Below are 26,730 nucleotides of genomic sequence, written 5' to 3'. Positions count from 1 at the left end.
CTCAATCCAGCAGTTGCACCCGTGACATGTCGAACTGCGCCGTCGCCCCGCCGCAGGGCGGTGCCGGCATGCCGGACGGCACGCCGCTGGTCTGGATGCCGAGCCGGTCGTCCCGCAGGTTCCACAGGGTGAAGCGCTCCGCGCGCACGCCGCCGTCGGCGGTGAAGTACAGCAGCGCCGAGGGCAGGCGGTGAGTGGCGCGGGCCGGTGCATCGCCGCGCAGTGCAGGCAGCGCCAGTTCCGAGGTGTGCCAGTGGCCGGGGCGGTCGGCGGTCTGCCAACGGACCGGGATCCGCGCGGGATCTTCGATGGCGGCCAGTCCGAGCGGGTAGTAGGCGCGGCGGCAGCCGGAATGGGCGGGCGGCACCGTTTCGTCCGGCAACGGCACGGCCTGGCCGGCGATCTCGATGCGCACGACGTGCGCCTGTCCGAGGTTGGCGGCATGGAATTTCAGGAACGGCGTGTCCACGCCCGACAGTTCGTCCTCCCCCAGCAGTCCCAGCGGTGCGACGACCGGCGCCACCTCGACCCGGTCCGGGTAGTGGAAATAGGCGTAGCCGCGCTTCGCGTGGCGCGCGCGGGCCCGCAACGGCGCGAGGTCGGGGCCGGTGCCGACCCGCTGCAGCGGCGCGTCGTCGAGCCGCGGGTCGTAGATGCTCTCGCCCTCGTCGAGCGCGCCGAGCCGCCGCGGGAAGGTATGGACGTCGTCGCGCAGCCGGTCGCCGTCGTAGGGAAACCAGTCGTCGTCCACGCCGGACACAGGTGGATAACGGTTGAATTCGGACAGCGTCCACGGCGTCTCCGCCGGCATCGGCATACGCGCCGGGCCGCCCGACCGCGTCGACGTGCCGCCGGTGCCGATCCACAGCGCCTGTCCGGAAAGATTGACGTGCTGCTCGAAGATCGACGGGTGGCGCTCGTCGTGCGCACGTTGCCCGACGTCGTCGACGAGCATCGCGACCGGCAGGATCATCAGCGCGGCGACGGTGGGCAGCCACATCCAGGCATGGACCCGGCCGGGCGGCGCGGGCCGGCGCCGTGCATGGACGATGGTCACCACGACCAGGGCCAGCAGCAACGGCAGTGCCAGGCAGGCCGCCAGCAGGATCACCACGATGATGCCGTAGCCGAGCCCGCTGTCGAGGATCGGCCACAGGCTCAGCCACGCGATGACGGCCGCCGTCGCCAGGCCGAGGACGATGCCGGACGTGTAGCGTTGCGATGTCATCGGGATTCAGGCGCCGGCGTCGCCAACCGGTACCGTCGCCGGGGCCGTGGGCGTGGCGGCGCGCAGGCGCCGGACCGCGCGCCACAGCAGCAGGAGGAACAGGAAGCCCGCGAACGCGACGTACAGGTCGGCTGCGCCTTCCACGAACATCGCCTGGGTGCGCTGCGCTGGTGTCGCCTCCGGGGCGAGGCCGGTGCCGATCGCGAACCGGCGCGCCACGTAGGCGCACGGCACGAGGATGCTGGCGAGCAGCGTCAGCCCGCGTGCGAGCGGCGTCGCCAGCGTGCGCGAGATCCACCAGCCCGGCAGCAGGAACGCCAGCGACAACCACGGCGCGAACGGCTGCCAGGTGCGCAGCAGCGCCATCGACGCGTCCGGATCATCGGGCGCGCGCAGATGGCCGACGAAGGGACTGGCGAAGCCGATCAGGTTGATCGGCACGTACACCAGCACCAGTGCGAACAGGCACCAGCCGAGCGCGGACTGGACGGGCTTGAGTTCGGACATGGGGGCTTCCTCGTGGTGGGGGGGATGTGTGCCCGCGATGGTGAGAGACGGGTCAGTCCTCGCCGATGTCCTCGTTCCAGAGCGCCGGGTTGGCGGCGATCCAGTCGCCCAGCATCGCGATGCAGCGTTCGTCCTGCAGGTCGACGACGTTGACGCCGGCCTCGCGCAGCCAGTCGATGCCGCCGCCGAAATTGACCGACTCGCCGACGACCACGGTGCCGATGTTGAACTGCCGCACCAGCCCGCTGCAGTACCAGCACGGCGCCAGCGTGGTGACCATGATCGTGTCGCGGTAGCGGCGCTGGCGGCCCGCCTTGCGGAACGCGTCGGTCTCGCCGTGCACGGACGGATCGTTCTCCTGCACGCGGCGGTTGTGGCCGCAGCCGAGCAGCCGGCCATCGTCGTGGTAGAGCGCCGCGCCGATCGGGATGCCGCCTTCGGCCAGGCCCTGGCGGGCTTCGGCGATGGCGGTGTCGAGCATGGCGCGGTAGTCGGGCGTTGCGATCATGGCGTTCGGCGATGGAGGCGGGGAGACGGGAACGGCGCAGCGTCGAGGGTAGCAAACGCGATCCCCACCCCGGGCCAAGCCGGCCCCCGGCTGCCGCATGACGACGCCCGCGGTGCGATAATCGACGCATGAACGATTCCGACAAGCCCGGCACCACCCATTTCGGCTTCCGCGACGTGCCCACCGGCGAGAAGCAGAAGCTGGTCGGCGAGGTGTTCTCGTCGGTCGCAGGCAGCTACGACCTGATGAACGACCTGATGAGCATGGGCATCCACCGGGTGTGGAAGCGCTACTTCGTCGCGACCGCGCAGGTGAAGAAGGGCGACCGCGTGCTGGATCTCGCCGGCGGCACCGGCGACATCGCCGCGCTGCTCAAGGGCCGCGTCGGCGAATCCGGCGAGCTGGTGCTCGGCGACATCAATGCCTCGATGCTGCGGGTCGGCCGCGACCGCATGACCGACCGCGGCAACGTGCGCGGTTTCGAGTACGTGCAGTGCAACGCCGAGACGCTGCCGTTCCCCGATGCCAGCTTCGACCTGGTGACGATCGCCTTCGGCCTGCGCAACGTCACCGACAAGAACGCGGCGCTGCGGGAGATGCTGCGCGTGCTCAAGGTCGGCGGACAGGCGCGGGTGCTGGAGTTCTCGGAAGTGAAGGCCGACTGGTTCAAGCCGATCTACGACTTCCACTCGTTCCAGGTGCTGCCGCGGCTCGGCAGGCTGTTCGCGCAGGACGCGGACAGCTACCAGTACCTCGCCGAGTCGATCCGCAAGCATCCGCCGCAGGACGAGCTCAAGGCGATGATGGAGGAGGCCGGCTTCGCACGCTGCCGCTATCGCAACCTCAGCGGCGGCATCGTCGCCATCCACGACGGCTTCAAGGCCTGAGAGGCCGGGAGGCGCGCGGCCGGCGGCCGGATCAGGCGTCGCCGGGGCGCGCGGCGAACAGGTCCTGCTCCGGCGTCGCCTCCGGATCCGCCCTGCCGTCGGCTTCGACCTCCACCGCGTCGCGCCGCGAGGCCAGCCGGTCGGCCAGGCGCGTGGGCTCCGGTAGCCGGTAGCCGCGCAGACAGCGCAGGGTCCAGTCCAGCGCGCCATCGAGCGACATCCGGTGTCCCGGCGAGACGATCAGCGGATTGCAGCGCGGCCGGCTGCGCAGCGCCCAGCCGATCTGCGTGCCACGGTCGGTCAGCGGGCTGCAGTCCCCGCGCCCGGGACCGGGCGCCGTGAACCGGCCGCACAGGCGCTTCTTGGCCACGCCGATGCTCGGCAGCCCGGTGACCACGCCGAAGTGCGCGGCGATGCCGAGCCGGCGCGGATGGGCGATGCCCTGGCCGTCGACGAATACGAGGTCCGGCGCCTGCCGCAACTGCCGGAGCGCGGCCAGCAGCGCCGGCAACTCGCGGAAGCTGAGCAGGCCCGGCACGTAGGGCATCGAGGTCGGCACCCGCGCGACATGGGTCTCCAGCGGCTGCAGGCTTTCGGCGTCGAGCAGCACCACGGCTGCGCGCGTGATCGCGCCCGCGTCCTCGAAACCGACGTCGAAGCCGGCCAGCCGGCGCACCTGCGGCGGCAGGTCGTCCTGCAGCCGGACCTGCGCGGCCAGCCGCGTCTGCAGCGCACGCGCCTGCGCGATGCTGCCGTCCCAGTCTTCGAACGTGTTCGCGGGTGCGGTCATGCGCGCAGCCTGCGGCGCGGGACGTTGCAGCCGTGTGCACGCGTCGCCGGCGGCGCGGGGGGCCGGCGCCGGCACCGGTCCGCGGCGTTAGACTTGTGGGCTGTCTCCACCGCCGAGTAGCCCCGTGATCCGCATTCCCCCGATGCCTTCTTCCCCGATCCGTCCCCGCCGGGCGGGTTTCCCGCAGCTGGCCGCGTTGCTGCTGCTGTCCCTGTCCGCGCTGTCGCTCGGCGCCTGCAAGCCCGGCGCCGAAGGCAGCCCTGCCCCCGCCACCGAAGCCCGGAACACGCCCGTGACCGCCACCGCCGACCGCGACGAGCATTCCTACGCCCAGCCCGACAAGGTCGTCACCGAGGACCTCGCGCTCGACCTCGCGCTGGACTTCGACGCCCGCACCATCGCCGGCACCGCGACCTATACCCTGCAGTGGAAGGACGACACCGCCACCGAACTGGTGCTCGACACCCGCGACCTGGCGATCGACAAGGTCGAGGGCGAGGCCGATGGCCAGTGGCAGCCGCTGCAGTTCGCGCTGGCACCGGCCGACCCCACGCTCGGCAGCAAGCTGACCATCGAGACGCCCCAGCGCAACACCAGGGTGCGCGTCACCTACACCACCTCGCCCGACGCGTCCGGCCTGCAGTGGCTGACGCCGGAGATGACCGAGGGCGGGCAACTGCCGTTCATGTTCAGCCAGTCGCAGCAGATCCACGCGCGCAGCTGGGTGCCGCTGCAGGACACGCCGGCGATCCGCTACACCTACACCGCGCACGTGACCTCGCGCCCGGACGTGATGGTGCTGATGAGCGCCGACAACGACCCCGACGCCGCACGCGACGGCGACTACACGTTCTCGATGCCGCAGCCGATCCCGTCGTACCTGATGGCGATCGCCGCCGGTGACCTGGTGTTCAAGCCGATCTCCGGGCGCGCCGGCGTCTGGGCCGAGCCGGCGACGATCGACCGCGCGGTCGCGGAGTTCGAAGACACCGAGAAGATGATCGAGACCACCGAGGCGCTGTACGGCCCGTATCGCTGGGAGCGCTACGACCTGCTGATCCTGCCGCCGTCGTTCCCCTATGGCGGCATGGAGAACCCGCGGCTGTCGTTCATCACCCCGACGGTCATCGTCGGCGACAAGTCGCTGGTCTCGCTGATCGCCCACGAACTGGCGCACAGCTGGTCGGGCAACCTGGTGACCTTCTCCAGCGCCAAGCACGGCTGGCTCAACGAGGGTTTCACCAGCTACGTCGAGAACCGCATCGTCGAGTCGCTGTACGGCAAGGAATTCAGCGACATGGAGTACGTCATCGCCCGCAACGCGCTGGCCGACGGCATCGCCGCGATGCCGGAGGCGACCCAGGCGCTGGCGGTCAGGCCCGGCACCGAGCTCGACGCCGACGACGCGCTCAGCGCGGTGTCCTACGACAAGGGCGCCTGGTTCCTGCAGTTCCTCGAACAGCGCTTCGGCCGCGAGGTGTTCGACGCGTTCCTGCGCGACTACTTCGACCATTTCGCGTTCCAGAGCATCACCACCGAACAGTTCCTCGACTACGCCAGGGCCAACCTGTTCGACAAGCACCCGGACACGGTGACCGACGCCGAGATCCAGGAATGGGTCTATGGCCCGGGCATTCCGGCCTACGCGCCGCAGGTGCTGTCGCGCAACTTCGGCATCGTCGATTCCGCGCGCCTGGCGTGGCTGGGCAGCCCGCAGCTGCCGCCGCGGCAGATCACCGACGCCTGGTCGACGCAGGAATGGCTGCACTTCCTCGACAGCCTGCCGCCGACCCTGACCCACGCGCAGATGGCGCAGCTGGACGCGGCCTACGGCTTCACCGGCACCGACAACGGCGAGATCGCGATGCGCTGGTATCCGCTGGCGGTGCGCAGCGGCTACACCGAGGCCAACGACGCGCTGGCCGCGTTCACCGAGCGCGTCGGCCGCCGCAAGCTGATCATGCCGATCTACACCGCGCTGGTGCAGACCGAGCCGGGCCTGGCGCTGGCGAAGGAGATCTTCGCCAGGGCGCGCCCGGGTTACCACCCGATCACCACGGCATCGGTCGAGAAGCTGATCGCCGAGGCGAAGCCGGCGCCGGCGCCTGCGCCGGCCGCGGACGCCACGACGGAGACGTCCGAGGCGCCGTCGCCCTGAGGCGGGAGCGCCACACGGATGACCTGCAGCGGTCGTCTTCCGGGGCGGCCGTTTCTTCCGTTCCCTTCCACCCGTAAAGGGCGCAATGCCCCGCATGCGGGGGTGCCCGAAGGGCGGATGGGGGAGGCGCTGCTCAGCGCATCACTGCCCCCGGCCGGCCGGGACACGTTCGCGCCACATGCCCGGCGCTGCGATGATGGCGCATCGCCGAACACACGAGGACCGCGCATGACCGCTTCCCATCTCCCGCTGGCCGCCGCCGTACTGCTGGTGCTCGGCCTCGGCGCCTGCCAGGACCGCGAGGCGCAGGCGGCCGCCCAGGCCGAGGCACAGGCCGCGGCCAACGAGCAGGCCGCCGCGCAGAACGAGCGCGACTTCGAGGCCGCCGTCGCTGCCGAGAACTGGGCGCTGGCCAAGGCCCAGGCCGACGTGCTGCTGGCGCGCTACCCCGACACGGCGGCGGCGGAACGCGTGCGGTTGCAGTTCGACGAGGTCAGGGCCAAGGGCGAGGCCCTGCGCGAGGATGCGCGCACCGCGGCGCTGTGGAGCTACAACAGCGAATCCGTCGAAGGCGGGCAGCAGCTGTCGGCGGCGATCTATGCGAAGGACACCATCGACACCGACGGCAGCGGGCCGAAGCAGGTGCGGCTGATCTTTCGCGACCATCCCTCGTGGGGCCGCAGCAGCTACCTCGTTCTGCAGGCTGGCGATTTCGACTGCTACGGCAGTTGCCGGGTCAATGTCACCGTCGACGACGCCGCGCCGCGGCGCATGGCCGCGAACCGCCCGAGGACCGACGAGGCGATCGCGATGTTCATCGACGACGAGCGCGCGCTGTGGCGGGCGATCGACGGGGCGAAGACGCTGGCGATCGAATTCCCGGTCAAGGCCGGCGGCACCCGCACCGCGGTGTTCGAGGTCGCGGGCCTGGATCGCGGGCGCCTGCCGGCCTGGAACTGATTGCCGCGCCGCGTGGCTGTCCATGACGACGGTCCCGCGGCCTGATCAGGCACCGGCGGTCTGCCGATGCGCGGCCCGCCCCAGCGCGAATGCCGCGCTCGCGGCGAAGCCGCCGACGACGACCGCCTGCAGCAGCAGGAACGCGAATCCCAAGGCGTTCGGCTGCACCCAGCCGAGCAGCGGCAGTGCCAGGCAGTCGATCGCGTACAGCGCGTTGACCGCGACCACGACGGCTGCCGCGCCGCGCGTCGGCCGCCGCGCCAGCCACGCCAGCCAGGCGGCGAACGGCAGCAACGCGACGCCGACGCCCTGCAGCAGCATGGCCGGCAAAGCGGTCCAGGCCGCCAGCGGCGCGGCGGCGGCCAGCATGATGACGGCCACCGCGCCGGTGCTCAGGGCGTCGGCATGCAGGATCTGACCGAGCAGGCGGGGACGGGCGATACGGGACATGGCGGACTCCTGTACGTCGGGATGTGCGTCCATGCTGGCCGGCGGCTTCGCGGCGGTCGATGACCTGCGAGGTAAAGCGGCCCGTTCCGGCGTGCATGGCCCGCGGTGCTACCCTCGCGGCATGAGCCTGGACACCAGCGTCGGCGCACGACTGCGCGACTGGCGGCGGCGCCGCCGCATGACCCAGATGGAGCTCGCCGGCAGCGCGGGGATCTCGACCCGCCACATGAGTTTCATGGAGACCGGCCGCTCGCTGCCCAGCCGGGCGATGCTGCTGCGGCTCAGCGCGCTGCTGGACGTGCCGCTGCGCGATCGCAACGGACTGATGGTGTCGGCCGGCTATGCGCCGATCTATCGCGAGCAGCCGCTCGACACGGACGCGATGGCGGCCGCGCGCGTCGCGATCGAGCAGCTGCTCACGGGTCATGAGCCGTATCCGGCGCTGGCCGTCGACCGGCACTGGCAACTGGTCGCGGCCAACCGTGCGTTTCCGGCATTGCTGGCCGGCGCCGCGCCGGCGCTGCTGCAGCCGCCGGTGAACGTCCTGCGCCTGAGCCTGCATCCCGACGGCGTCGCGCCGCGCATCGCCAACCTGCCGCAGTGGCGCGCGCACGTGCTCGAGCGCCTGCGCCACCAGTGGCAGGCGACCGCGGACCCGGTGCTCGCCGCGCTGCTGGCGGAATTGCAGGCCTATCCGTGCGACGACGGCAAGGCGGACGCCGACGTTCCGGCCGATGCGCTCGACTCGATCGTGGTGCCCCTGCAGTTGCACGATGGACACGGCGGGCTGTTGTCGTTCTTCAGCACGACGACGGTGTTCGGCACGCCGCGCGACATCACCCTGTCGGAACTGGCGATCGAGTCGTTCTTTCCCGCCGACGCGCGTACCGCCGCGGCGATGCGCACTGCGCTGCCGGAAGGCGACCACGGCAGCGCGAACTGAAGAGGGCAGGGAAGGGGCCGGCGCGCCGCGGCACGGGGGACGCCAGGGGGCGGGAGTCGCCAGCATCGACGCGGGCGGCGTGCGATGCGACTGCCGGGAGGTGATGCCGCGGAACCCGTGCCGAGCACTTGCCGGGCAGTCGCGGCAAGTGCTCCGGGTTCACTCGCCGATACAGTTGCGCTGCGCCAGCGAGAGTTGCTGGTTGGCGGCGTTGCGCTCGCGCACGATCGCGCGCTGCTGTGCGTTGCGTTGCGCGCGCAGGCCCGACTGGTCGGTGGGGTCGGTGGCGTCGGCATTGCGCGCGGTGCGCTGCACCTCGGTCGCGGCCAGTCGTCGCTGAGATGCGGCGACGCGGTTGTCCGACGGCGGCTGGATGGCCTGGCCGGCGGTCTGCAGGCAGCGCTCGCGCGGCGACAGTGCCGGGTTCGGCGTCACCGGGCGGGTCACGTCGTCCGACAGCGTGCGTACCGGCGTCGACGGCGGTGGCTGCAGCGTCGCGGTGCCGGTCGGCGCAGGCGTGGTCGGTTGCAGCACGGTCGGGGTCGGTGGCGGATCGGGCGGCCTGCGCAGTTGCTGCGCGGCGGCCGCGGTCGAGGCGAGTGCCAGCGCGGCGGCGAACAGGCGGATGGTGGACGTGCGCATGGGACCTCCTGAAGCGGGGCGGCATCGGAACCACGATGCCCTGCCGTCAGGGATGGCACCGCCATCGGCCGGGGTCAAGGCGTGGCCGGTCGCGGGTCCCGGACGGTTCAGTTGCCCCGGGCCGGCTGCGTGGCTGTGGGGCCGGGCGCCGCGGCGATGCTGTCGGTCTCGCCGTCCTCCGGCGGCATGTCCGCGACCGGCGCAGGCGGCTGCCCCGGCACCTCGGCGGGGATCGCGATCTCGGCGCGCCGTTCGCGCGGCAGCATCCGCGCGCTGCGCCAGCCGCCCCAGCGGTAGTAGGCGATCGACAGCAGCATCGCGCACAGTGCGCTGGCCGGGAAACTCCACCAGATCGCGTCGACCCCGATCACCGGCTGCAGCAGCGTCGCGAACGGCACCCGGATGCCCCACAGCGACAGCGCCAGGATCAGCAGCGGCGGCATCACCGCGCCGGTCGAGCGCACCACGCCGAACATCACGAAGGTCACTCCGAAGAACAGGAACGACCAGATCGCGATGTGGTTCAGGTGGCGGGCGATCTCCAGCGTGGCGCTGGCCTCGGGCAGGAACAGCGCCAGGGTGTAGCGGTCGAGCAGGATCAGCGGCGCGATCAGCAGCCCGGTCAGCAGGAAGTTGAACACCACGCCCTGGCGCGCGACGGCCGACACCCGGTCCCAGCGCTCCGCACCGACATTCTGCGCGGCCATCGTCGAACACGCCGCACCGATCGCCATCGCCGGCATCTGCACGTAGGTCCACAGCTGCAGCGCGGCGCCGTAGGCCGCCGTGGTCTCGATGCCGTGGGCGTTGACCATCGAGATCATCGCGATCATCGCCGCCGACAGCATCACCATCTGCACGCCCATCGGCACGCCCTTGACCACCAGCGCACGCACGATGGTCCAGTCCGGACGGTAGAGGCCGCGTTCGTGGCGGCTGATCCACAGCCGGTGCCGGCGGTGGCGCAGCCAGGCCAGCATCGCCGCCAGGCTCAGCGCGTTGGCGACCAGGTTGGCGGTCGCCGCGCCGGCCATGCCCATCTCCGGGAACGGGCCGATGCCGAACAGCAGCAGCGGCACCAGCACGATGTCGAGCGCGACCACCAGCAGCAGGAACAGGAACGGGGTGCGCGCATCGCCGGCGCCGCGCAGGATCGCCGACAGGAACGCCAGCGTGTACAGGAACGGCACCGCCAGGAAGATGATCTTGAGGTAGGCGTCGGCATGCGCCAACGCGCCGGCAGGCGTGCCCATCCATTCCAGCACCAGCCGCGACAGCGGCAGCCCGGCCAGCGCGATCAGCACCGAGGTCGAGATGAAGAACGTCGCACTGGTGCCGATGACGCGCTTGGCCTCGCCGAGGTCGCCGCGGCCGATCGCCTGCGCGACCAGGATCGTCGCCGCCATGCCGACGCCGAACACCGCGCCGAGCAGGAAGAACAGGATGTTGTTGGCATTGGCGATCGCCGCCAGCGCGTCCTCGCCGAGGAAGCGGCCGATCCAGACCGCGTTGACCGAGCCGTTCATCGACTGCAGCACGTTGCCGCCGAGGATCGGCAGCGCGAACAGGAACAGGGTCGGGGCGATGGGACCGGTGGTCAGGTCGCGCGGGGTCTTGGTTGGTGCGGCGGTCGGCATCGGGCAAGCGTACGGGGTTGCGGGGTCGACGTCGTGTAGGCGCGGTGCCAGGGCACGCGGCCAGCGGTATCGTGTTCAAGGAACCGACCGCGCGTTGGGAAGTGGTGGGAAGTGAATCTGACACCGTTGGCCCGACACCGTTAGCCGGCGCGTCTTCGGCTACGACCCGCAGTCCTGATAACATCTGCAGGCGGGGGATGGGGTGTGTGGCCTGACAGTTTCCAACTGCTTTCCCATAATCCGCCTCGCGGGATCTCAGCTTCATTCTGGATGAATGTGGACATGCCCGGAGAGTGCTTCACCCCGGAAGCCACGCGATCAATCGAGCTTGGGATGAAAGCAAGAAAGCTGCTCATGGTCGTTCTCTCCATGCTGTCAGGGGGCCTGCTTGCGCTCGTGTTGCTGCTTCTCGTCTGCTTCTTTATCGACATCGCTCAGACGGCTATATCATCCGCAAAATACAGTGATACCGCTGTCAGTCCGCCCGGTGATGGTTCATTCGGAAGCTCGGCTGCCATCCTGCTGATCTTCTTTGGCCCGTTCGTATTCTTGGCAGGTGCGATAGCACTGTCTTTTCCTGTCTATTTCGTTTTATTTAAGTCTGCGTTCGCCTCCAGCGTTCCTGGGGGCTATCAGCTTCTCGCGTCAGTGGCGACGTTCTGTTTGATTGGCGGCGCTACTACGACCTACCTTGAAGGCAACTTTATCCAAGGGGCGTTCTTTGGTGGCCTCTTCGGCATTCTGCTTGGCGTACCTGTCATTGGTCTGCGAAGCGTGAACCGCAAGCGCTAGCCAAGCGAATTCCTTCAAGCTACGGTTGAGAAATAATGGTTCCGAGAAATAACGGTTCAAACAACGGTTACAGGTTAACTTGAACGCAACTTTGCGTAAGAGGGCCACACGCCTTTGGATTGCTCATACCGATCAGGGCGCCGATTCGGCGCCCTGATCTTTCTACCTCGCAATGCCGGCCAAGCTCAGCCGTTCTTGCTCTCCAGCGAATACCCGAACTGCTGCCGGAACTGCAGCGAGAATTCCTCGTAGTCGAAGCGCTGGTTCTGGGTGCCGGGGTGCTCGACCTTGAGGGCGCCCATCAGGTTGCCGATGCGGCCGATGGTCGGCCAGTCGTAGCCCTTCTCGATGCCGAACAGCAGGCCGGCGCGGAAGGCGTCGCCGCAGCCGGTCGGGTCGGTGACCCGGCGCTCGTGCGCAGGCGGCACGTCGTGGGTGGTGCCTTCGGCATGGATCACCACGCCCTTGGGCCCGCGCGTGCAGATATAGGCGGTGACCTTGCCGGCGATGACCGTCTCGTCCCAGCCGGTGCGTTCCTGCAGCAGGTTGGACTCGTAGTCGTTGACGATCACGTAATTGGCCAGCTCGATGAACTGGCGCAGTTCCTCGCCGTTGAACAGCGGCATCGCCTGGCCCGGGTCGAACACGAACGGCACCCCGCCATCGAAGAACTCGCGCGCGTTCTGCAGCATGCCCTCGCGGCCGTCGGGGCCGACCAGGCCGATGGTCACCCCGGGCACGTCCTTCACGTGGTTCTCGTGGCTGCGCATCATCGCGCCCGGGTGGAAGGCGGTGATCTGGTTGTTGTCGTGGTCGGTGGTGATGAAGGCCTGCGGCGTGAACAGGTCCGGGATCTCGCGGATCTGCGACAGGTCGATGCCCAGCTCCTCGAACCATTCGCGGTAGGGGCCGAAATCCTGGCCGACGGTGCCCATCGGGATCGGGTCGCCGCCGAGCAGCTTGAGGTTGTAGGCGATGTTGCCGGCGCAGCCGCCGAACTCGCGGCGCATCCGTGGTACCAGGAACGAGACGTTCAGGATGTGCACCTTGTCGGGCAGGATGTGGTTCTTGAACTGGTCGGGGAACACCATGATGGTGTCGTAGGCCAGGGAACCACAGATCAGTGCAGACATCGGCGCGCAGCTCGTAGCGGGGAGTGGGCGATAGGTTAGCCCGCCGGGGTGGCCCGGGCCAGCGCGGCGGTGTCCGGGCGGGGCCCGGCGGGCACGGCCCGCGGCCGCCGCGCGAGCGCAATCCGGGGCGTCCCGGGGCCGCGGGACGGCGGCTTTTTTGCTAGGCTAGCCCGCCCTGCAGCACCCTCCCGGACGCCCCTTTCCGATGTTCAAGAAGTTCCGCGGTCTGTTCTCCAATGATCTGTCCATCGACCTGGGCACCGCCAACACCCTCATCTTCGTCCGCGGCCAGGGCATCGTGCTCAACGAGCCGTCGGTCGTGGCCGTGCGCCAGGACCGCAGCGCCGGCCAGAAGGTCGTCGCCGCCGTGGGCTCGGAGGCCAAGCAGATGCTCGGCCGCACCCCCGGCAACATCACCACCCATCGCCCGATGAAGGACGGCGTGATCGCCGATTTCACCTACACCGAGGAGATGCTCAAGTACTTCATCAAGAAGGTGCACAAGTCGCGCTTCCTGCGGCCCAGCCCGCGGGTGCTGATCTGCGTGCCGGCCGGCTCGACCCAGGTCGAGAAGCGCGCGATCAAGGACTCGGCGCTGGAAGCGGGCGCGCGCGAGGTGTCGCTGATCGAGGAGCCGATGGCGGCCGCGATCGGCGCCGGCCTGCCGGTCACCGAGGCGCGCGGCTCGATGGTCGTGGACATCGGCGGCGGCACCACCGAGGTCGCGGTGATCGCGCTCAACGGCATCGTCTACTCGCAGTCGGCGCGCATCGGCGGCGACCGGTTCGACGAGTCGATCATCAACTACGTGCGCCGCAACCACGGCATGCTGATCGGCGACGCGACCGCCGAGCGGATCAAGCTGGAGATCGGCTGCGCGTATCCGCAGGATCCGGTCGTCGAGATCGAGGTGTCGGGCCGGCACCTGGCCGAAGGCGTGCCCAAGGTCATCACGATCAGCTCCAGCGAGGTGCTCGACGCGCTGCGCGAGCCGCTGTCGGGCATCGTCGAGGCGGTCAAGCAGGCGCTGGAGCAGACCCCGCCGGAGCTGTGCGCCGACGTCGCCGAGCGCGGCATCGTGCTGACCGGCGGCGGCGCGCTGCTGCGCGACCTCGACCGCCTGATCAGCGAGGCCACCGGCCTGCACGTGCAGGTCGCCGAGGACCCGCTGACCTGCGTCGCCCGCGGCGGTGGCCGTGCGCTGGAGCTGCTGGACCTGCACGGCAACGAGTTCTTCGCTGCCGAGTGAGGTCGCGGGCCGGGCATCGGCCCGCGCCGAGGGCTCGGGACGGTGCGGTAGCGTGACGGGGGCCGTGCCGTTCCCAATCCCCATTCCCGACTCCCCAATCCCGGCCCTTCCATGTCTTCCCATGCCAGATCCCCCGCTCCCAGGCCCGGCGATGTCGCCGGCACCCTGCGGCTGCTGGCGTACCTGGCACTGTCGCTGGGGCTGATCGTCGCCGACCACCGCGGCGGCTGGCTGACCCAGTTCCGCGACCACGCCAGTATCGCGATGCAGCCGCTGTGGTGGCTGGCCGGCCTGCCGTCGCGGCTGGGCGAGAGCGTGCGCAACGACGCCGCGACCCGTTCCCAGCTGGCCGCCGACAACCGCCGCCTGCGCAACGAGTTGCTGGTGCTCAACGCCGGCCAGGCCCGGCTGCGGGTCGAGGCGGTCGAGAACGCGCGCCTGCGCAGCCTGCTGGGCGCGGTGGAGCAGGGCAGCCTCGACGTGCAGCTGGCACCGATCCTCAATGTCGACCAGGACCCCACGCGCCAGCGCCTGCTGCTCAACGCCGGCAGCCGCAACGGCGTGCGCGAGGGCCAGAGCGTGATCGACGCCGGCGGGTTGCTCGGGCAGGTGATCTCGGTGACCCCGTCGACGGCGACGGTGCTGCTGCTGACCGATCTCGAGCATGCGGTGCCGGTGCTGATCGCCCGCAACGGCGTGCGCCTGGTCGCCTACGGCAGCGGCCGCGCCGACCGGCTGCTGCTGCGGCACGTGCCGTTGTCGGCCGATGTCGAGGTCGGCGATACCGTGGTGACCTCGGGCCTGGGCGGGCGCTTCCCGCCGGGTTTTCCGGTCGGCACGATCACTGCGCTGGAGCCCGACGACAGCCGCGCCTTCCTGGTCGGCGACCTGGAACCGGCGGCACAGCTCGATCGCGGCCGCGACGTGCTGCTGTTGCGCGACCTGATCGTACCGGTGACCACCGCCGATCTCGATGCCGAAGCCGCTGCGCGGGCCGAGGCCGAGGCGGCTGCGGCGGCAACCGGGGATGCCGATGCGGCCGCGACGGACGGGGCGCAGGCGGAAAGCGCGCCGCCGGGCGCCACGCCTGCCGACGACGCGGTGCCGGCGCCCGCGGACGTTTCGCCATCCACGTCCGGCGCGCCGGCAACGCCGCCCGCGGGGGAGCGCCGGTGAGCCGGCGTCGCAATCCCTGGCTGCTGCCGGCCAGCGTGCTGCTCGCGCTGTTGCTGGGACTGCTGCCGCTGCCCGCGGAACTGCAGCCGCTGCGTCCGTTCTGGCTGGCGCTGGCGGTCGCCTACTGGGTGCTCGAAGCGCCCGAGCGGGTCGGCCTCGGGGTCGCGTTCGCGCTGGGGCTGGTCGGCGACCTCGCGTTCGGCGGCCTGCTCGGCGAGCAGGCGCTGCGGCTGGTGGTGATGAGCTTCATCCTGCAGCGCTTCCGCTCGCAGCTGCGGTTCTTCCCGCTGGCGCAGCAGGCGCTGGTGGTCGGCGGCCTGCTGCTCAACGACCGGGTGGTCAGCGCGGCGGTGCATCTGGCGCTGGGCGTGCCGCAGCTGCCGTGGACCTACTGGCTGGCGCCGCTGGTCGGCATGCTGCTGTGGGCACCGGTCTATCTGGTGCTGGACGCGCTGCGCTTCGGGCGCAAGGCCTGAGCGGCGATGGCGAAACGGCGCGCCAGCCGCAACATCCGCGACAACGCCGTCGAGGCGGCGACGTTCCGGCAGCGCGCGCTGATCGGCTTCGCCGTCGTGGTGCTCGCGATCGGCGGCCTGGCCGGCTGGTACTTCAAGCTGCAGGTCGTCGACCACGACCTCTACGCCACGCGCTCGGAGGCCAACCGCATCAAGCCGCGGCCCGTGGTGCCCGGACGCGGGCTGATCTACGACCGCAAGGGCCGCATCCTCGCCGACAACGAACAGGCCTACCGGCTCGACGTGACCCCCGAGGACGCCGGCGACCCGCGCGTGCTGGTGGCCGAGCTGTCGCGGATCATCGCCCTGTCGCCCGACGACATCGCCCGCTTCGAGCGTGAGCGCCGGGCCAAGCGCGGCTTCCACGCGGTGACCCTGAAGCTGCGGGTCAGCGAGGACGAGATGGCGCGCTTCGCGCTGAACCAGTGGCGCTTCCCCGGCGTCGAGGTCGTGCCCTACCTCAACCGCCACTATCCCTACGGCGACCTGTTCGCGCACGTGGTCGGCTACGTCGGTCGCACCGACGACAACGACGTGGCGCGCTACGGCGCCGCGCACCTGCTGTTCCCGCAGACCGGCCGCACCGGGCTGGAGCGCTACTACGACGACATCCTGCGCGGCAGCATCGGCTACGAACAGGTCGAGACCAACGTCGAGGGCCGCGCGCTGCGCCGGCTCGGACTGCAGCCGGCGACCGCCGGCACCGACCTGCGGCTGAGCGTCGACGCCGACCTGCAGCAGGCGATGGTGCTGGCCTTCGGCGGCCTGCACGGCTCGGCGGTGGCGGTGGACCCGGCGACCGGCGACGTGCTGGGCATGGTCAGCCTGCCCAGCTTCGACCCCAACCTGTTCGTCAACGGCATCTCGCATGCCGACTACCGCCGGCTGATGGACGACCCGGCGCGGCCGCTGTTCAACCGCAACGTGCTCGGCGGCGGCCCGCCCGGCTCGACGATCAAGCCCTTCGTCGCCCTGGCCGGGGTCGACAGCGGCCTGCGCACGCCGGCCAGCCGGGTGTTCTCGACCGGCGAGTTCTTCATCCCCGGCCAGCGCCGCGGCTACCGCGACGCCGCGCGCGGCGCCGGCTGGACCGACCTGCGCGATTCGATCGCGCGCTCGATCAACTACTACTACTACCAGCTCGCCTACGAGATGGGCATCGAGCGCTTCGACCAGTACATGGCGGTCTACGGCTTCGGCCAGCCGACCGGCATCGACCTGCTTGGCGAGAACCCCGGCGTGGTGCCGTCGCCGGCGTTCAAGGCCAGCCGCTCGCGCGAGCCCTGGTATGCCGGCGAGACGGTCATCGCCGGCATCGGCCAGGGCTACTGGATCGCGACCGCGCTGCAGCTCGCGCGCGGCACCGCGGCGATCGCCAACGGCGGGGAGCTCCACCCGCTGCACCTGGCGGCGGAGCGGCGCGATGGTTTCGACGCGCCGTGGACCGCGGTCGCGCGGCCCGCGCCGCACCCGATCACCGAGCGGCCCGACCACCTGCGCGCGGTCCAGGAGGGCATGATCAACACGATCCACGGTCGCGGCACCGGCACCCGCATGGCGATCGGCGCCGAGTACCGCATGGCCGGCAAGACCGGCACCGCGCAGCGCGTCAGCCGCCGCGGCAGCGCCAGCATGGATCCGCGCAACCTGCCCTACCACCTGCGCCACCAGGCGCTGTTCGTCGGCTACGCGCCGGCGGAGAACCCGACGATCGCGCTGTCGGTCATCGTCGAGCACGGCGGCTACGGCGGCACCATCGCCGCGCCGATCGCACGCAAGATCTTCGACGCATGGCTGCTGGGCAGGATGCCGGAGATCGAGATCGACCCGGCCACCGGCGCGCCGCGCACGGTGGTCGCGGCCAATCCCGGCGCGGTGCTGGAGGCCGAGCCGTCGTTCGACACGGTGACCGGCGGCGTGCGCACCGTGCCGCGCGACGCCAACGGGCAGTTCCCCGGGGTGGCGCCGCGATGAACGTGATCCTGCGCTGGCTGCTGGACATGCTGCACCGCTTCGTGCGCACCCTCGACTGGCCGCTGCTGGCCGCGCTGCTGGCGCTGATGGGCATCGGCCTGGCGGTGCTGCACAGCGCCAGCGGGCAGAACACGGCGATGGTCGCCTCGCAGGCCTCGCGCTACGGCGTCGGCCTCGGCGCGATGTGGCTGCTGTCGCGGATCCCGGCGATCCAGCTGCGGAGGTTCACGCCGCTGGTCTACGCGGCGTCGCTGCTGCCGCTGGTGGCGGTGCTGTTCGTCGGCACCGGGCGCAGCGGCCAGCACTGGCTGAACCTGGGCGTGTTCTACGTCCAGCCGGCCGAGCTGATGAAGCTGTCGCTGCCGATGATGGCGGCCTGGTGGCTGGGCCAGAACGCGATGCCGCCCCGGCTGGGCACGGTCGCGGTGACGCTGGCGATCATCGGCGTGCCGACCGGTCTGGTGCTGCTGCAGCCCGACTTCGGCACCGCGATCCTGGTCGCGTCCGGCGGTGCGTTCGCGCTGTACCTGGCCGGCCTGTCCTGGTGGTGGTTCGCCGGCGGCGCGGCGATCGCGGCGGCGGGCGCGCCGCTGGCCTGGCTGTTCTACCTGCAGCAGTACCAGAAGGACCGCATCCTGACCTTCCTCGATCCCGAATCCGATCCGCTGGGCACCGGCTGGAACATCATCCAGTCGAAGATCGCGATCGGCTCGGGCGGGTTGCGCGGGCAGGGCTGGGGCGACGGCTCGCAGTCGCACCTGAACTACGTGCCCGAGCACACCACCGACTTCGTGTTCGCGGTGCTCAGCGAGGAGTTCGGCTGGTTCGGCGTCGTCGTCACCCTGGCCTTGTACCTGTTCGTCGTCGGCCGCTGCCTGTGGATCGCCAGCGAGGGCCGCGACGGCTTCTCGCGGCTGCTGGTCGGCAGCCTCGGGCTGGCGATGTTCGTCTACGTCATCGTCAACGGCGGCATGATCTCCGGCCTGCTGCCGGTAGTCGGCGTGCCGATGCCGCTGCTGAGTTTCGGCGGCACCGCGGCGGTGTCGCTGCTGGCGGGTTTCGGCGTGGTCATGGCGGTCGCGTCGGGCAACCGGCAGAAACGCCGCTGAGCAATACCGCCGGGGGAAATTTCGGGAAGAAACGCCGCCGGCCGCGACGCCGAGCCTGACCGCAGCGAAACCGTGGCGCGCACGTGGTTGCCGACGTTGCGCGCCTGCATGCTAACCTCGCGCCCGATGAGCCGACGCCCGTATTTCCGACTCGCCGCTGGACTGCTGCCGCTCGCCCTCGTGGCCTGCGTCACCCCGGTCAATCCTTCCGCGGCGCAAGCCGACGACTACGAGGCGATCACGCCGCTGCCCGAGCCGGAACGACCGGCCGGCGCACTGCTGCCCAGCGTCCCGCAGCCCGAGGAGCGGCCGAGCGCGCCCGCGTCGGTGACCGATCCGGCGATCCCGCGCGCGCAGCGCGTCGACAACTTCGTCGCCTGGACCGCGCAGACCTATGGCGTCGACCCGGCGCACATCCGCCGCGTACTGGCCCAGGCCACGGTGCAGCAGCCGATCCTCACCGCGATCAGCCGCCCGGCCGAGGCCGTGCGCCCGTGGCGCGACTACCGCCCGATCTTCATCAACGACGCGCGCATCAACGGCGGCGTGGCGTTCTACCGCGAGAACCGCGCCGCGCTCGACCGGGTCGCCGCCGGGACCGGCGTGCCGGCCGAGTACATCGTCGCGATCATCGGGGTGGAAACCAGTTACGGGCGCATCACCGGCAACTGGAAGGTGATCGACGCGCTGGTCACGCTGGGCTTCGACTATCCGCCGCGGGCGCCGTTCTTCGCCGCCGAGCTGGCGCAGCTGTTCGCGCTGGAGAAGGCCGAACCGCAGCTCGACATCCTGCAGCTCAAGGGCAGCTATGCCGGCGCGATGGGCATGGGCCAGTTCATGCCGTCGAGCTATCGGCTGTGGGCACAGGACGGCGACGGCGACGGCCGCCGCGACCTGCTGACCCACAAGCCCGACGTGTTCGCCTCGATCGCCAACTATTTCGTGGTCCATGGCTGGGAGCGTGGCGGCCCCGTGGTCGCCCGCGCGCAGCGCGACCCGTCGGCCGCGGACTTCAAGCCCGAGAACTGGGAGCCGGTGTATCCGCTCGAGGATCTTGCCGCGCGCGGCTACCGGCCGCTGCCGGGCGAGCCGGTCGCCGAGGGCGCGACCCTGCTGTCGCTCGATGGCGACGCCGGCATGGAGTACTGGCTGGCCTACCGCAATTTCTACGTGATCACCCGCTACAACCGCTCGCCCATGTATTCGCTGTCGGTGCATCAGCTGGCGCAGGCGATCCGCGCCGGGGTCGGTCCGTGATGCGATGGCTGCTGCCGCTGGCGGCGGTCGTCCTGCTGGCGGGCTGCGCCGGTACGCAGAAGAAGTCCGACGGTACCGCCGCGACGCGCGTCGCGGCGCCGGCCGCCGCGGGCACCGCGCATGCACCCGGCACCCGCCGGGTGTCGCCGTATCCGCCTGCGCAGGAGGACCCCTCGACGCGCGGCCACTACACCGCCGGCGGCCTGTACCGGCCCGGTGTGCCGGACTCGCTGCCGGACTACCTGCCCAACGTCGACCTGATCCCCGAGCCGGAGGTGGTCGACCTGCCGCGCTCGCCGGTCGGCAACCGTTCGCCGTACCGGGTGCTGGGCAAGGAGTACCACGTGCTCGACGATCACAGCGAGTTCGTCGAGACCGGCACCGCGTCGTACTACGGTGCCAAGTTCCACGGCCGCCGCACCTCCAACCAGGAGGTCTACGACATGTACGCGTTCACCGCCGCGCACAAGTCGCTGCCGCTGCCCAGCTTCGCCCGGGTGACCAACCTCGATACCGGGCAATCGGTGATCGTGCGGGTCAACGACCGCGGCCCGTTCCACGAAGGCCGCGTCGTCGACCTGAGCTATGCGGCGGCGGTGAAGATCGGCGTCCATCCGGCCGGCACCGGGCGGGTGGAGGTGCGCGCGCTGAGCCCGGGCGAGGATGCGCGCCATGGCTACGACGCGGTCGCCGCCACGCCCGCGCCTGCACCCGACGTGGTGCCGGTGCCCGCTTCGCAGGTCGCCACCGCGCCGGCGTCGCGCCGCGCCGCGCGCCGCAACACTCGTGCGGCCGTTGCCACGGCGCCCGCTGCCGCGCCGCCCGCGGCGCCTGCAGCGGCGAGCGGGACGGCCACCGTCATCGACGCCATCGTCGAGGCCCTGCCGATCGCCAGTGCCCAGGCCGGCGAGCGTCCGGCGCCGTCGCCCGCGCCGCATGCCGGCGACGGGCGTTTCAACATGTACCAGGACGGGCGGGTCATGACCGCCGACGATTTCGACGCATGGCTTGCTGCGCGCGGCCTGCGGCTGGAGAACGGTCGCCAGGTGCCGATCCATCCGGCGCCCGAAACGCCGGTCGCGGCCGCGGCGCCGACGGCTTCCACGCCTGCAGCGCCGTCGCCCCCCGCCGCTGTTGCGGCCCCGGCTCCGGCTCCGGCGGCATCGGCCGGCGTGACCCTGCAGGTCGCGGCCTTCGGGGCGCGTGCCAATGCCGAGCGTGCGCTGGCGCAGTTGCGTGGGGCCGGCATCGCCGGTGCCGCGCTGCACGGTGGCCAGGCCGCCGGCAAGCCCGTCTGGCGCCTGCGCGTCGGGCCGCTGGACGCGGCCCGCGTCGCCGAGATGTCCTCGCGCGTCGCCGGCCTCGGCTTCGGCGCGCCTACCGTGGTCCGCGACTGATCCGCGGCCCGCGATTGAACCTGTCTGTCACCCGTCGGCCTGCCGTGGCCGGCATTCCGGAGTTCCGCCCCAGATGAAAGTGTCCGTTTTCGTTTCGCGTGTGCTGCTGGCCGCCGCTGCCACCGCGCTGTTCGGTGCCGCCATTGCCCAGGATCCCGCGCCGCAGCCCGCCGCTGCCGCGCCGGCGACCGCACTCAGCGACGAGTTGCCGACCCCGCCGCCGCCGGAGGTGACCGGCAGCGCCTGGCTGCTGATGGACTACGCCACCGGTCAGGTTCTCGCCAGCCACAACCCCGACGAACGCGTCGAGCCGGCCAGCATCACCAAGGTGATGACCAGCTACGTGATCGCCGCCGAACTGGCCGCCGGCAAGATCAAGCCCGACGACCAGGTGCTGATGACCGAGAACGCCTGGCGCAAGGGCGGCGCGGGCACCGACGGCAGCTACAGCGGCTTCCCGGTCAACCAGACCGCGCCGCTGCTGGACATGGAGATCGGCATGGTCGTGCAGTCGGGCAACGACGCCGCGATCGCGCTGGCCGAGCACGTCGCCGGCACCGAGCAGGCCTTCGCCCAGCTGATGAACGCCTATGCCAAGCGCATCGGCATGACCAATACCCACTTCACCAACGCCAGCGGCCTGTCGGAGCCGGAGCATTATTCGACCGCGCGCGACCTGGCGATCCTCGGCCGCGCGATGGTGCGCGACTACCCCGAGGAGTACGCACACAACAAGATCCGCGAGTTCACCGTCGGCCCGATCACCCAGCGCAACCGCAACCGCCTGCTGTGGCGCGACGACAGCGTCGACGGCATCAAGACCGGCCACCATTCCGGCGCCGGCTACTGCCTGCTGGCCTCGGCCCAGCGCGGCGACCAGCGGCTGATCTCGGTGGTCATGGGTTCGACCAGCGAAGCGCAGCGTGCGACCGACTCGCTGGCCCTGCTGAACTGGGGCTTCCGCTTCTTCGAGACCCATGCCGTCTACGATGCCGACACTCCGGTCACGACCCAGCGGGTGTGGAAGGGCAAGGCCAACGAAGTCCAGCTCGGGGTCGCCGAGCCGATGCTGGTCAGCATGCCGCGCGGCAAGTACGCCCAGCTCAAGCCGACGATGGACATCCCGCAGACGATCGTCGCGCCGATCGAGAAGGGCCAGCAGATCGGCACCGTGCGCGTGACCCTCGACGGCGAAGTCATCGCCGAGCGTCCGCTGGTCGCGCTGGAGGCGGTCGAGGAAGCGGGCTTCTTCAAGCGCCTGTGGCACGAGTTCCTGATGTGGTGGAACGCGGACTGACGTCCGCGTCGCGGCGCCGGCATCCCGATGGCTGCAGGCGGGGCGCCTTCTTTTCGCTTCGTCCGGTGAGCCCGGACGACGGTCGCCCCGGCCCGGCGTAGGTCGGCCCCACGCGGCCGACGTGCGTGGTGTCCGGGTTCACGAGGTGTCGGGGGATCGCCGATGCGGGCTGACCTGCCGCCCCCGGCGTCGGGGGCGTTGCCCCGACCTACGACAGGTGAATCCCGGGGATCGGCGAAGAGCCTTCTTTTTCGCACCGCCTTCACGCATGATCGGGCCGCCGCCCGGACCCGGCGGTATCTGGACAAGGAGTTCATGCATGACCGCTTCCCGCCCGCAAGGCCCGTCCGCCGCGTTCGTCGGCGCCTCATGGACCGCTCTGGTACTCGGCATCGGCGCCTACCTGATCGGCCTGTGGAACGCCGAGATGCTGCTCAACGAGAAGGGCTACTACTTCACCCTGCTGCTGTACGGCCTGTTCTCGGCGGTGTCGGTGCAGAAGAGCGTACGCGACCGCCACGACGGCATCCCGGTCACCGCGATCTACTACGGCCTGTCGTGGTTCGCGGTGTTGTCGGCGCTGCTGCTGTTGTTCATCGGCCTGTGGAACGCCACGTTGGCACTCAGCGAGAAGGGCTTCTACGGCATGGCCTACGCGCTGAGCCTGTTCGCCGCGATCGCGGTGCAGAAGAACACCCGAGATGCGTTGAGCGTGGAGTCGGGCAGGGCGCCGGGCGCGTATACGCCCGTGCCGCCGCCGCTGCCGGAAGACGGCGAGCGCTGACCGGTCCGCGGGCGTCCGTTCCGATCATCGGTATCAGTGCGTATGAACAAGACCATCGTCATCGCAGCCTTCTTGTTCCCCGCCGTCCTTCATGCCGGCGAATCGCGGCTTGTCGACAATCCGGAAATCTTCACCTGTTCGCCGGGCACTGTTTCCTCCGGTGACACCGTGCTCCTGTCAAAGAACGGCTCTCGCCTGAGAGAGTTGGCTGTTGTCCGGCCAGGCGGACAAACGGGACATTTTCTGGTCGTTGATTTGCCGCCCCGGGAGATGCAGCCATTCATGACGCCGGATGAGCTGGATGCGGTGCGGCAGGTCGCCATCGCTGTCGATAGTCTTACCGGTCTGGAGTGGCGGACGGGGGCCGCGCAGGAGCGGGTCTTCACTGTTCCAGGCATCTACGAGTTCATCATCGGTCCGAACCTGGAATCCGAGGATTACGCATATGTTTGCCGTATCCGGTACCAGCCACCCGCTTCGCTTGCGGCATCCCGGCCCAGCGCGACAGCGCCGGCAGCCTCGAATGGTGTCCAACTTCCGGCGTCGTGACATGTCCGGGAATGGGCTTGTCTGCGATACCTCCGGTGCGGCCGGCGTTTCCCGGCGGCGGGCCCGGTGCGCGGCTTGGGATTCGCCGCCACTGCCCCGATAATCCGGCGATGGAAATCAAATCCGACAACCCAGAACACGGCTTCCAGTTCCCCGGTGTTTTCGAGCTCACCGCGATGGGGCCGGCCGATGCCGGCCTCGAAGCCGAGATCCCGCGCCTGCTCGGCGCGGCCGGCATCGAGGTGCTGCACGAAACCGTCGCCTCGCGCGCGTCCAGCGGCGGCCGCTTCGTCTCGGTCAAGCTGAGTTTCCGTGCCGGATCGCGCGAACAGTACGACGCCGCGCACACCGCGCTGCGTGCGCATCCCGAGGTGAAATGGACACTGTGAGCGCCGTGCGCCCGCCGTTCGCGGGGCCGGCCCGGCGATGACCGCGCGCCTGCTCTACCGCAGCGCGCAGCTCTACGAATTCACCGCCGCGCAGATGCGCCAGCTGGTGCGCCGGTCGCGTGCCTGCAATGCCGCGCATGGGATCACCGGCCTTCTGCTGTATCGCGACGGCCTGTTCCTGCATCTGCTCGAAGGTGGAGCTGGCGCGATCGAGGCGCTGTACGCGCGCATCGCCGGCGATCCCCGGCATTGCGAGGTCCGCCTGCTGGCGCGCGACGCGCGGGCCTCGCGGCTGTTGCCCGGCTGGGACCTGGCCTGGGCCGAGGTGCCGGTCGACGACAGCGGCGTGCCGGCATTCGCCGGCCTGGACAGCGACGCCCGTGCGCTGCGGCTGCTGGCGCGTGCGCCGGACGACGACGCCATGGCCACGACGCTGCGCCGCTTCCTGGCCGGTGCGCCGATCCCGTCCGGGCGTCTGGCCTGCGCGGCCACCGGATTGCACGCGTGAGCGCCGCCGCGTCGACCGCAGCGCTGCAAGCGGCCGCCGTGCGCCAGCTCGGGCGCCAGCCCTATGCACCGGTGTGGCGGGCGATGCAGCGCTTCACCGATGCCCGCGACGAGGCCACGCCCGACGAGCTGTGGGTGGTCGAGCACGACCCGGTGTTCACCCTGGGCCAGGCCGGCAAGCCCGAGCACGTGCTGGCGCCGGGCGACATCCCGGTGCTCAAGGTCGACCGCGGCGGCCAGGTCACCTATCACGGCCCGGGGCAACTGGTGGTCTATCCGCTGCTCGACATCCGCCGGCTGAAGGTCGGGGTGCGCGACTACGTGTGCCGCATCGAGCAGGCGATCATCGACACCCTTGGCGAGTGGAACATCGATGCGCAGCGCCGCGACGGCGCGCCCGGGGTCTATGTCGCCGGCGCCAAGATCGCCGCGCTCGGCATCCGCGTGCGCCGTGGCTGCACCTTCCACGGCCTCGCGTTCAACGTCGCGATGGACCTCGAACCGTTCCGGCGCATCAATCCCTGCGGCTATGCCGGCTTGCAGGTGGTCGCGCTGTCCGACCTCGGCGGGCCGTCGTCGCCGGACGCGGTCGCGCAGGTGCTGCTGGCGCAACTGGCGCGCCAGTTCGGGCTCGCGCTGGCGCCCGCGCCGGCACCGGCGCTGGCCGACGGCGCTGAATGACACGCAGCATCCCCGCTCGCGCGGCAGACAGCCCCCGGCCGGCGGCCTACAATGGCCGCCTGGCCCGCGTCCCGACCCGCCCATGACCCTCCGCTCCGCCGACAAGACGATCCCGCTGCAGGTGGTGTCCGCGCCCGCCGTGGCGCCGGCTTCGCTGCAGGCCGGCGTCAAGCAGGTCGCGGGCGACAAGATCGCGCGCTCGCCGGTGCAGTTCGCCGATGCGCCGGTGCTGCGCAAGCCGTCGTGGATCCGGGTGCGGATCCCGTCCAACGGCGCGGTCGCCGCGCTGAAGTCGAAGCTGCGCGAGAACCGCCTGGTCACGGTCTGCGAGGAAGCCAGCTGCCCGAACATCCACGAATGCTTCGGCCACGGCACCGCGACCTTCATGATCCTGGGCGAGGTCTGCACCCGCCGCTGCTCGTTCTGCGACGTCGCCCACGGCCGGCCGAAGCCGCCCGACGCCTCCGAACCGCTGAACCTGGCGAACACCATCGCCGACATGGGCCTGAAGTACGTCGTCATCACCTCGGTCGACCGCGACGACCTGCGCGACGGCGGCGCCCAGCATTTCGTCGACTGCATCACCGAGGTCCGCAGGCAGAGCCCGCGCATCCGCATCGAGATCCTGACCCCGGATTTCCGCGGCAAGGGGCGGATGGAGCGTGCGCTGGAGATCCTCGCGACCAATCCGCCGGACGTGTTCAACCACAACGTCGAGACCGTGCCGGACCTCTACCGCAACGTACGGCCGGGCGCCGACTACCAGTGGTCGCTGACCCTGCTGCAGAAGTTCAAGGCCCAGCACCCCGGGGTGTCGACCAAGTCCGGCATCATGCTCGGTCTCGGCGAGACCATGGAGCAGGTGCAGGGCACGCTGCGCGACCTGCGCGCGCACGACGTCGACATGGTCACCATCGGCCAGTACCTGCAGCCCAGCGCGCACCACCACCCGGTGCTGCGCTACTGGACGCCCGAGGAGTTCAAGGCGCTCGAGGACTACGGCATGGCGCTGGGCTTCAGCCACGTCGCCTCCGGCCCGCTGGTGCGCTCGTCCTACCACGCCGACCGCCAGGCGATCGAAGCGGGCATGGCCGCCGCCTGATGCGCGCCGTGGCCGGCCCGGGCTTCCGGCGTCGCGCAGTCCGTTCGCTGAACGCCGCCTGCCGCGGCTCGTTGCCCGCCGGGGTGGTGTTCATGTGCCGGCCAGTCCC

27 protein-coding genes are annotated in these 26,730 nt (G+C 70.6%); 19 read left to right on the top strand and 8 right to left on the bottom strand.

The window, feature by feature from the left end; all coding sequences use genetic code 11:
- Window position 1: 1 nt before the first annotated feature.
- From LDO26_RS03105 to LDO26_RS03095, 3 genes are read right to left on the bottom strand one after another with little or no spacing between them, the layout of a single operon-like run.
- The gene (locus tag LDO26_RS03105) at window positions 2–1,228 is read right to left on the bottom strand and encodes a hypothetical protein (RefSeq protein ID WP_232129607.1); all 1,227 of its coding nucleotides are present in this window, start codon (window positions 1,226–1,228) and stop codon (window positions 2–4) included.
- Between the two features lie 6 nt (window positions 1,229–1,234).
- Window positions 1,235–1,735, bottom strand: a complete 501-nt coding sequence (locus LDO26_RS03100; RefSeq protein ID WP_232129606.1) for a hypothetical protein — start codon at window positions 1,733–1,735, stop codon at window positions 1,235–1,237.
- 52 nt (window positions 1,736–1,787) lie between these two features.
- Entirely contained in the window at window positions 1,788–2,243 is a 456-nt protein-coding gene (locus LDO26_RS03095) for a nucleoside deaminase (RefSeq protein WP_232129605.1), read from the bottom strand.
- A 128-nt stretch (window positions 2,244–2,371) separates the two neighbouring features.
- Between LDO26_RS03095 and ubiE the strand changes: the two genes are divergently transcribed.
- The gene (ubiE, locus tag LDO26_RS03090; protein ID WP_232129604.1) at window positions 2,372–3,130 is read left to right on the top strand and encodes a bifunctional demethylmenaquinone methyltransferase/2-methoxy-6-polyprenyl-1,4-benzoquinol methylase UbiE; all 759 of its coding nucleotides are present in this window, start codon (window positions 2,372–2,374) and stop codon (window positions 3,128–3,130) included.
- Window positions 3,131–3,161: 31 nt separating this feature from the next.
- Here ubiE and nfi read toward each other — a convergent pair whose 3' ends face one another.
- Window positions 3,162–3,920 (bottom strand): deoxyribonuclease V, encoded by a 759-nt coding sequence (gene nfi, locus LDO26_RS03085; protein WP_232129603.1) that lies wholly within the window; start codon window positions 3,918–3,920, stop codon window positions 3,162–3,164.
- 142 nt (window positions 3,921–4,062) lie between these two features.
- On the opposite strand from nfi, the gene LDO26_RS03080 reads away from it, so the two are divergent.
- Window positions 4,063–6,078, top strand: coding sequence for a M1 family metallopeptidase (locus LDO26_RS03080; protein ID WP_232129602.1), 2,016 nt, complete (start codon window positions 4,063–4,065; stop codon window positions 6,076–6,078).
- A 228-nt stretch (window positions 6,079–6,306) separates the two neighbouring features.
- Window positions 6,307–7,038, top strand: coding sequence for a hypothetical protein (locus tag LDO26_RS03075; RefSeq protein WP_232129601.1), 732 nt, complete (start codon window positions 6,307–6,309; stop codon window positions 7,036–7,038).
- 45 nt (window positions 7,039–7,083) lie between these two features.
- Here the strand turns inward: LDO26_RS03075 and LDO26_RS03070 are convergent, their stop codons facing one another.
- Entirely contained in the window at window positions 7,084–7,488 is a 405-nt protein-coding gene (locus tag LDO26_RS03070; RefSeq protein WP_232129600.1) for a hypothetical protein, read from the bottom strand.
- Window positions 7,489–7,609: 121 nt separating this feature from the next.
- Between LDO26_RS03070 and LDO26_RS03065 the strand changes: the two genes are divergently transcribed.
- Window positions 7,610–8,431, top strand: a complete 822-nt coding sequence (locus LDO26_RS03065; RefSeq protein WP_232129599.1) for an MmyB family transcriptional regulator — start codon at window positions 7,610–7,612, stop codon at window positions 8,429–8,431.
- Between the two features lie 159 nt (window positions 8,432–8,590).
- On the opposite strand, the gene LDO26_RS03060 is transcribed toward LDO26_RS03065, so the two are convergent.
- The gene (locus LDO26_RS03060) at window positions 8,591–9,073 is read right to left on the bottom strand and encodes a hypothetical protein (protein ID WP_232129598.1); all 483 of its coding nucleotides are present in this window, start codon (window positions 9,071–9,073) and stop codon (window positions 8,591–8,593) included.
- Between the two features lie 107 nt (window positions 9,074–9,180).
- Window positions 9,181–10,710 carry an MATE family efflux transporter gene (locus LDO26_RS03055; RefSeq protein ID WP_232129597.1) on the bottom strand — a complete coding sequence of 510 codons (1,530 nt, stop codon included), beginning with the start codon at window positions 10,708–10,710 and terminating at the stop codon, window positions 9,181–9,183.
- Window positions 10,711–10,980: 270 nt separating this feature from the next.
- Here LDO26_RS03055 and LDO26_RS03050 point away from each other — a divergent pair, with 270 nt between their 5' ends.
- Complete coding sequence (locus tag LDO26_RS03050) at window positions 10,981–11,502, top strand: hypothetical protein (RefSeq protein ID WP_232129596.1); 522 nt, start codon at window positions 10,981–10,983, stop codon at window positions 11,500–11,502.
- A gap of 185 nt (window positions 11,503–11,687) precedes the next feature.
- Here the strand turns inward: LDO26_RS03050 and LDO26_RS03045 are convergent, their stop codons facing one another.
- Window positions 11,688–12,635: a carbohydrate kinase family protein gene (locus LDO26_RS03045; protein WP_232129595.1), complete on the bottom strand. Its 948-nt coding sequence runs from the start codon at window positions 12,633–12,635 to the stop codon at window positions 11,688–11,690.
- A gap of 205 nt (window positions 12,636–12,840) precedes the next feature.
- Between LDO26_RS03045 and LDO26_RS03040 the strand changes: the two genes are divergently transcribed.
- From LDO26_RS03040 to lipA, 14 genes are all read left to right on the top strand, one after another.
- Complete coding sequence (locus LDO26_RS03040; protein ID WP_232129594.1) at window positions 12,841–13,884, top strand: rod shape-determining protein; 1,044 nt, start codon at window positions 12,841–12,843, stop codon at window positions 13,882–13,884.
- Window positions 13,885–13,995: 111 nt separating this feature from the next.
- The gene (mreC, locus tag LDO26_RS03035; RefSeq protein ID WP_435594020.1) at window positions 13,996–15,060 is read left to right on the top strand and encodes a rod shape-determining protein MreC; all 1,065 of its coding nucleotides are present in this window, start codon (window positions 13,996–13,998) and stop codon (window positions 15,058–15,060) included.
- The gene (gene mreD, locus LDO26_RS03030) at window positions 15,057–15,536 is read left to right on the top strand and encodes a rod shape-determining protein MreD (protein WP_232129593.1); all 480 of its coding nucleotides are present in this window, start codon (window positions 15,057–15,059) and stop codon (window positions 15,534–15,536) included. The genes mreC and mreD overlap by 4 nt, the downstream gene beginning before the upstream one ends.
- A gap of 6 nt (window positions 15,537–15,542) precedes the next feature.
- Window positions 15,543–17,549 carry a penicillin-binding protein 2 gene (mrdA, locus tag LDO26_RS03025; protein WP_343226150.1) on the top strand — a complete coding sequence of 669 codons (2,007 nt, stop codon included), beginning with the start codon at window positions 15,543–15,545 and terminating at the stop codon, window positions 17,547–17,549.
- On the top strand, window positions 17,546–18,658 hold the full coding sequence (gene rodA / locus LDO26_RS03020; RefSeq protein WP_232129592.1) for a rod shape-determining protein RodA: 1,113 nt from the start codon (window positions 17,546–17,548) through the stop codon (window positions 18,656–18,658). The genes mrdA and rodA overlap by 4 nt, the downstream gene beginning before the upstream one ends.
- A 126-nt stretch (window positions 18,659–18,784) precedes the next feature.
- Window positions 18,785–19,915, top strand: coding sequence for a lytic murein transglycosylase B (mltB, locus tag LDO26_RS03015; RefSeq protein WP_232129591.1), 1,131 nt, complete (start codon window positions 18,785–18,787; stop codon window positions 19,913–19,915).
- Window positions 19,915–21,312, top strand: coding sequence for a septal ring lytic transglycosylase RlpA family protein (locus LDO26_RS03010; protein WP_232129696.1), 1,398 nt, complete (start codon window positions 19,915–19,917; stop codon window positions 21,310–21,312). Before mltB ends, LDO26_RS03010 begins: the two co-directional genes overlap by 1 nt.
- A gap of 73 nt (window positions 21,313–21,385) precedes the next feature.
- Window positions 21,386–22,609 carry a D-alanyl-D-alanine carboxypeptidase family protein gene (locus LDO26_RS03005; RefSeq protein ID WP_232129590.1) on the top strand — a complete coding sequence of 408 codons (1,224 nt, stop codon included), beginning with the start codon at window positions 21,386–21,388 and terminating at the stop codon, window positions 22,607–22,609.
- Window positions 22,610–22,928: 319 nt separating this feature from the next.
- Window positions 22,929–23,393 carry an inner membrane protein YiaA gene (gene yiaA / locus LDO26_RS03000; protein ID WP_232129589.1) on the top strand — a complete coding sequence of 155 codons (465 nt, stop codon included), beginning with the start codon at window positions 22,929–22,931 and terminating at the stop codon, window positions 23,391–23,393.
- 42 nt (window positions 23,394–23,435) lie between these two features.
- Window positions 23,436–23,942, top strand: a complete 507-nt coding sequence (locus LDO26_RS02995; RefSeq protein WP_232129588.1) for a hypothetical protein — start codon at window positions 23,436–23,438, stop codon at window positions 23,940–23,942.
- Window positions 23,943–24,052: 110 nt separating this feature from the next.
- Complete coding sequence (locus LDO26_RS02990) at window positions 24,053–24,331, top strand: DUF493 family protein (RefSeq protein WP_232129587.1); 279 nt, start codon at window positions 24,053–24,055, stop codon at window positions 24,329–24,331.
- A 37-nt stretch (window positions 24,332–24,368) separates the two neighbouring features.
- Window positions 24,369–24,839 carry a BLUF domain-containing protein gene (locus LDO26_RS02985; protein ID WP_232129586.1) on the top strand — a complete coding sequence of 157 codons (471 nt, stop codon included), beginning with the start codon at window positions 24,369–24,371 and terminating at the stop codon, window positions 24,837–24,839.
- Window positions 24,836–25,519: a lipoyl(octanoyl) transferase LipB gene (lipB, locus tag LDO26_RS02980; protein WP_232129585.1), complete on the top strand. Its 684-nt coding sequence runs from the start codon at window positions 24,836–24,838 to the stop codon at window positions 25,517–25,519. Before LDO26_RS02985 ends, lipB begins: the two co-directional genes overlap by 4 nt.
- Window positions 25,520–25,601: 82 nt before the next feature.
- Window positions 25,602–26,621: a lipoyl synthase gene (gene lipA, locus LDO26_RS02975; protein WP_232129584.1), complete on the top strand. Its 1,020-nt coding sequence runs from the start codon at window positions 25,602–25,604 to the stop codon at window positions 26,619–26,621.
- The last annotated feature ends 109 nt before the right edge of the window (window positions 26,622–26,730 follow it).

Source organism: Proluteimonas luteida (assembly GCF_021191695.1).
Taxonomy (GTDB): Bacteria; Pseudomonadota; Gammaproteobacteria; order Xanthomonadales; family Xanthomonadaceae; genus Luteimonas; species Luteimonas luteida.
The sequence above is the reverse complement of the archived record's forward strand: the minus strand, read 5'-3'. Positions and strand labels throughout refer to the sequence as shown.

What these genes read in the sequence shown, in the direction of transcription:
- LDO26_RS03070 (WP_232129600.1), bottom strand. Translation starts at nt 7,488, where the DNA reads ATGTCCCGTATCGCCCGTCCCCGCCTGCTCGGTCAGATCCTGCATGCC.
- LDO26_RS03050 (WP_232129596.1), top strand. Translation starts at nt 10,981, where the DNA reads ATGAATGTGGACATGCCCGGAGAGTGCTTCACCCCGGAAGCCACGCGA.
- LDO26_RS03040 (WP_232129594.1), top strand. Translation starts at nt 12,841, where the DNA reads ATGTTCAAGAAGTTCCGCGGTCTGTTCTCCAATGATCTGTCCATCGAC.
- LDO26_RS03100 (WP_232129606.1), bottom strand. Translation starts at nt 1,735, where the DNA reads ATGTCCGAACTCAAGCCCGTCCAGTCCGCGCTCGGCTGGTGCCTGTTC.
- LDO26_RS03065 (WP_232129599.1), top strand. Translation starts at nt 7,610, where the DNA reads ATGAGCCTGGACACCAGCGTCGGCGCACGACTGCGCGACTGGCGGCGG.
- LDO26_RS02995 (WP_232129588.1), top strand. Translation starts at nt 23,436, where the DNA reads ATGAACAAGACCATCGTCATCGCAGCCTTCTTGTTCCCCGCCGTCCTT.
- ubiE (WP_232129604.1), top strand. Translation starts at nt 2,372, where the DNA reads ATGAACGATTCCGACAAGCCCGGCACCACCCATTTCGGCTTCCGCGAC.
- lipA (WP_232129584.1), top strand. Translation starts at nt 25,602, where the DNA reads ATGACCCTCCGCTCCGCCGACAAGACGATCCCGCTGCAGGTGGTGTCC.
- LDO26_RS03010 (WP_232129696.1), top strand. Translation starts at nt 19,915, where the DNA reads ATGCGATGGCTGCTGCCGCTGGCGGCGGTCGTCCTGCTGGCGGGCTGC.
- LDO26_RS03045 (WP_232129595.1), bottom strand. Translation starts at nt 12,635, where the DNA reads ATGTCTGCACTGATCTGTGGTTCCCTGGCCTACGACACCATCATGGTG.
- LDO26_RS03095 (WP_232129605.1), bottom strand. Translation starts at nt 2,243, where the DNA reads ATGATCGCAACGCCCGACTACCGCGCCATGCTCGACACCGCCATCGCC.
- mrdA (WP_343226150.1), top strand. Translation starts at nt 15,543, where the DNA reads ATGGCGAAACGGCGCGCCAGCCGCAACATCCGCGACAACGCCGTCGAG.
- mltB (WP_232129591.1), top strand. Translation starts at nt 18,785, where the DNA reads ATGAGCCGACGCCCGTATTTCCGACTCGCCGCTGGACTGCTGCCGCTC.
- LDO26_RS02990 (WP_232129587.1), top strand. Translation starts at nt 24,053, where the DNA reads ATGGAAATCAAATCCGACAACCCAGAACACGGCTTCCAGTTCCCCGGT.
- nfi (WP_232129603.1), bottom strand. Translation starts at nt 3,920, where the DNA reads ATGACCGCACCCGCGAACACGTTCGAAGACTGGGACGGCAGCATCGCG.
- mreC (WP_435594020.1), top strand. Translation starts at nt 13,996, where the DNA reads ATGTCTTCCCATGCCAGATCCCCCGCTCCCAGGCCCGGCGATGTCGCC.
- LDO26_RS03005 (WP_232129590.1), top strand. Translation starts at nt 21,386, where the DNA reads ATGAAAGTGTCCGTTTTCGTTTCGCGTGTGCTGCTGGCCGCCGCTGCC.
- LDO26_RS02985 (WP_232129586.1), top strand. Translation starts at nt 24,369, where the DNA reads ATGACCGCGCGCCTGCTCTACCGCAGCGCGCAGCTCTACGAATTCACC.
- LDO26_RS03075 (WP_232129601.1), top strand. Translation starts at nt 6,307, where the DNA reads ATGACCGCTTCCCATCTCCCGCTGGCCGCCGCCGTACTGCTGGTGCTC.
- LDO26_RS03105 (WP_232129607.1), bottom strand. Translation starts at nt 1,228, where the DNA reads ATGACATCGCAACGCTACACGTCCGGCATCGTCCTCGGCCTGGCGACG.
- yiaA (WP_232129589.1), top strand. Translation starts at nt 22,929, where the DNA reads ATGACCGCTTCCCGCCCGCAAGGCCCGTCCGCCGCGTTCGTCGGCGCC.
- LDO26_RS03080 (WP_232129602.1), top strand. Translation starts at nt 4,063, where the DNA reads ATGCCTTCTTCCCCGATCCGTCCCCGCCGGGCGGGTTTCCCGCAGCTG.
- rodA (WP_232129592.1), top strand. Translation starts at nt 17,546, where the DNA reads ATGAACGTGATCCTGCGCTGGCTGCTGGACATGCTGCACCGCTTCGTG.
- LDO26_RS03055 (WP_232129597.1), bottom strand. Translation starts at nt 10,710, where the DNA reads ATGCCGACCGCCGCACCAACCAAGACCCCGCGCGACCTGACCACCGGT.
- LDO26_RS03060 (WP_232129598.1), bottom strand. Translation starts at nt 9,073, where the DNA reads ATGCGCACGTCCACCATCCGCCTGTTCGCCGCCGCGCTGGCACTCGCC.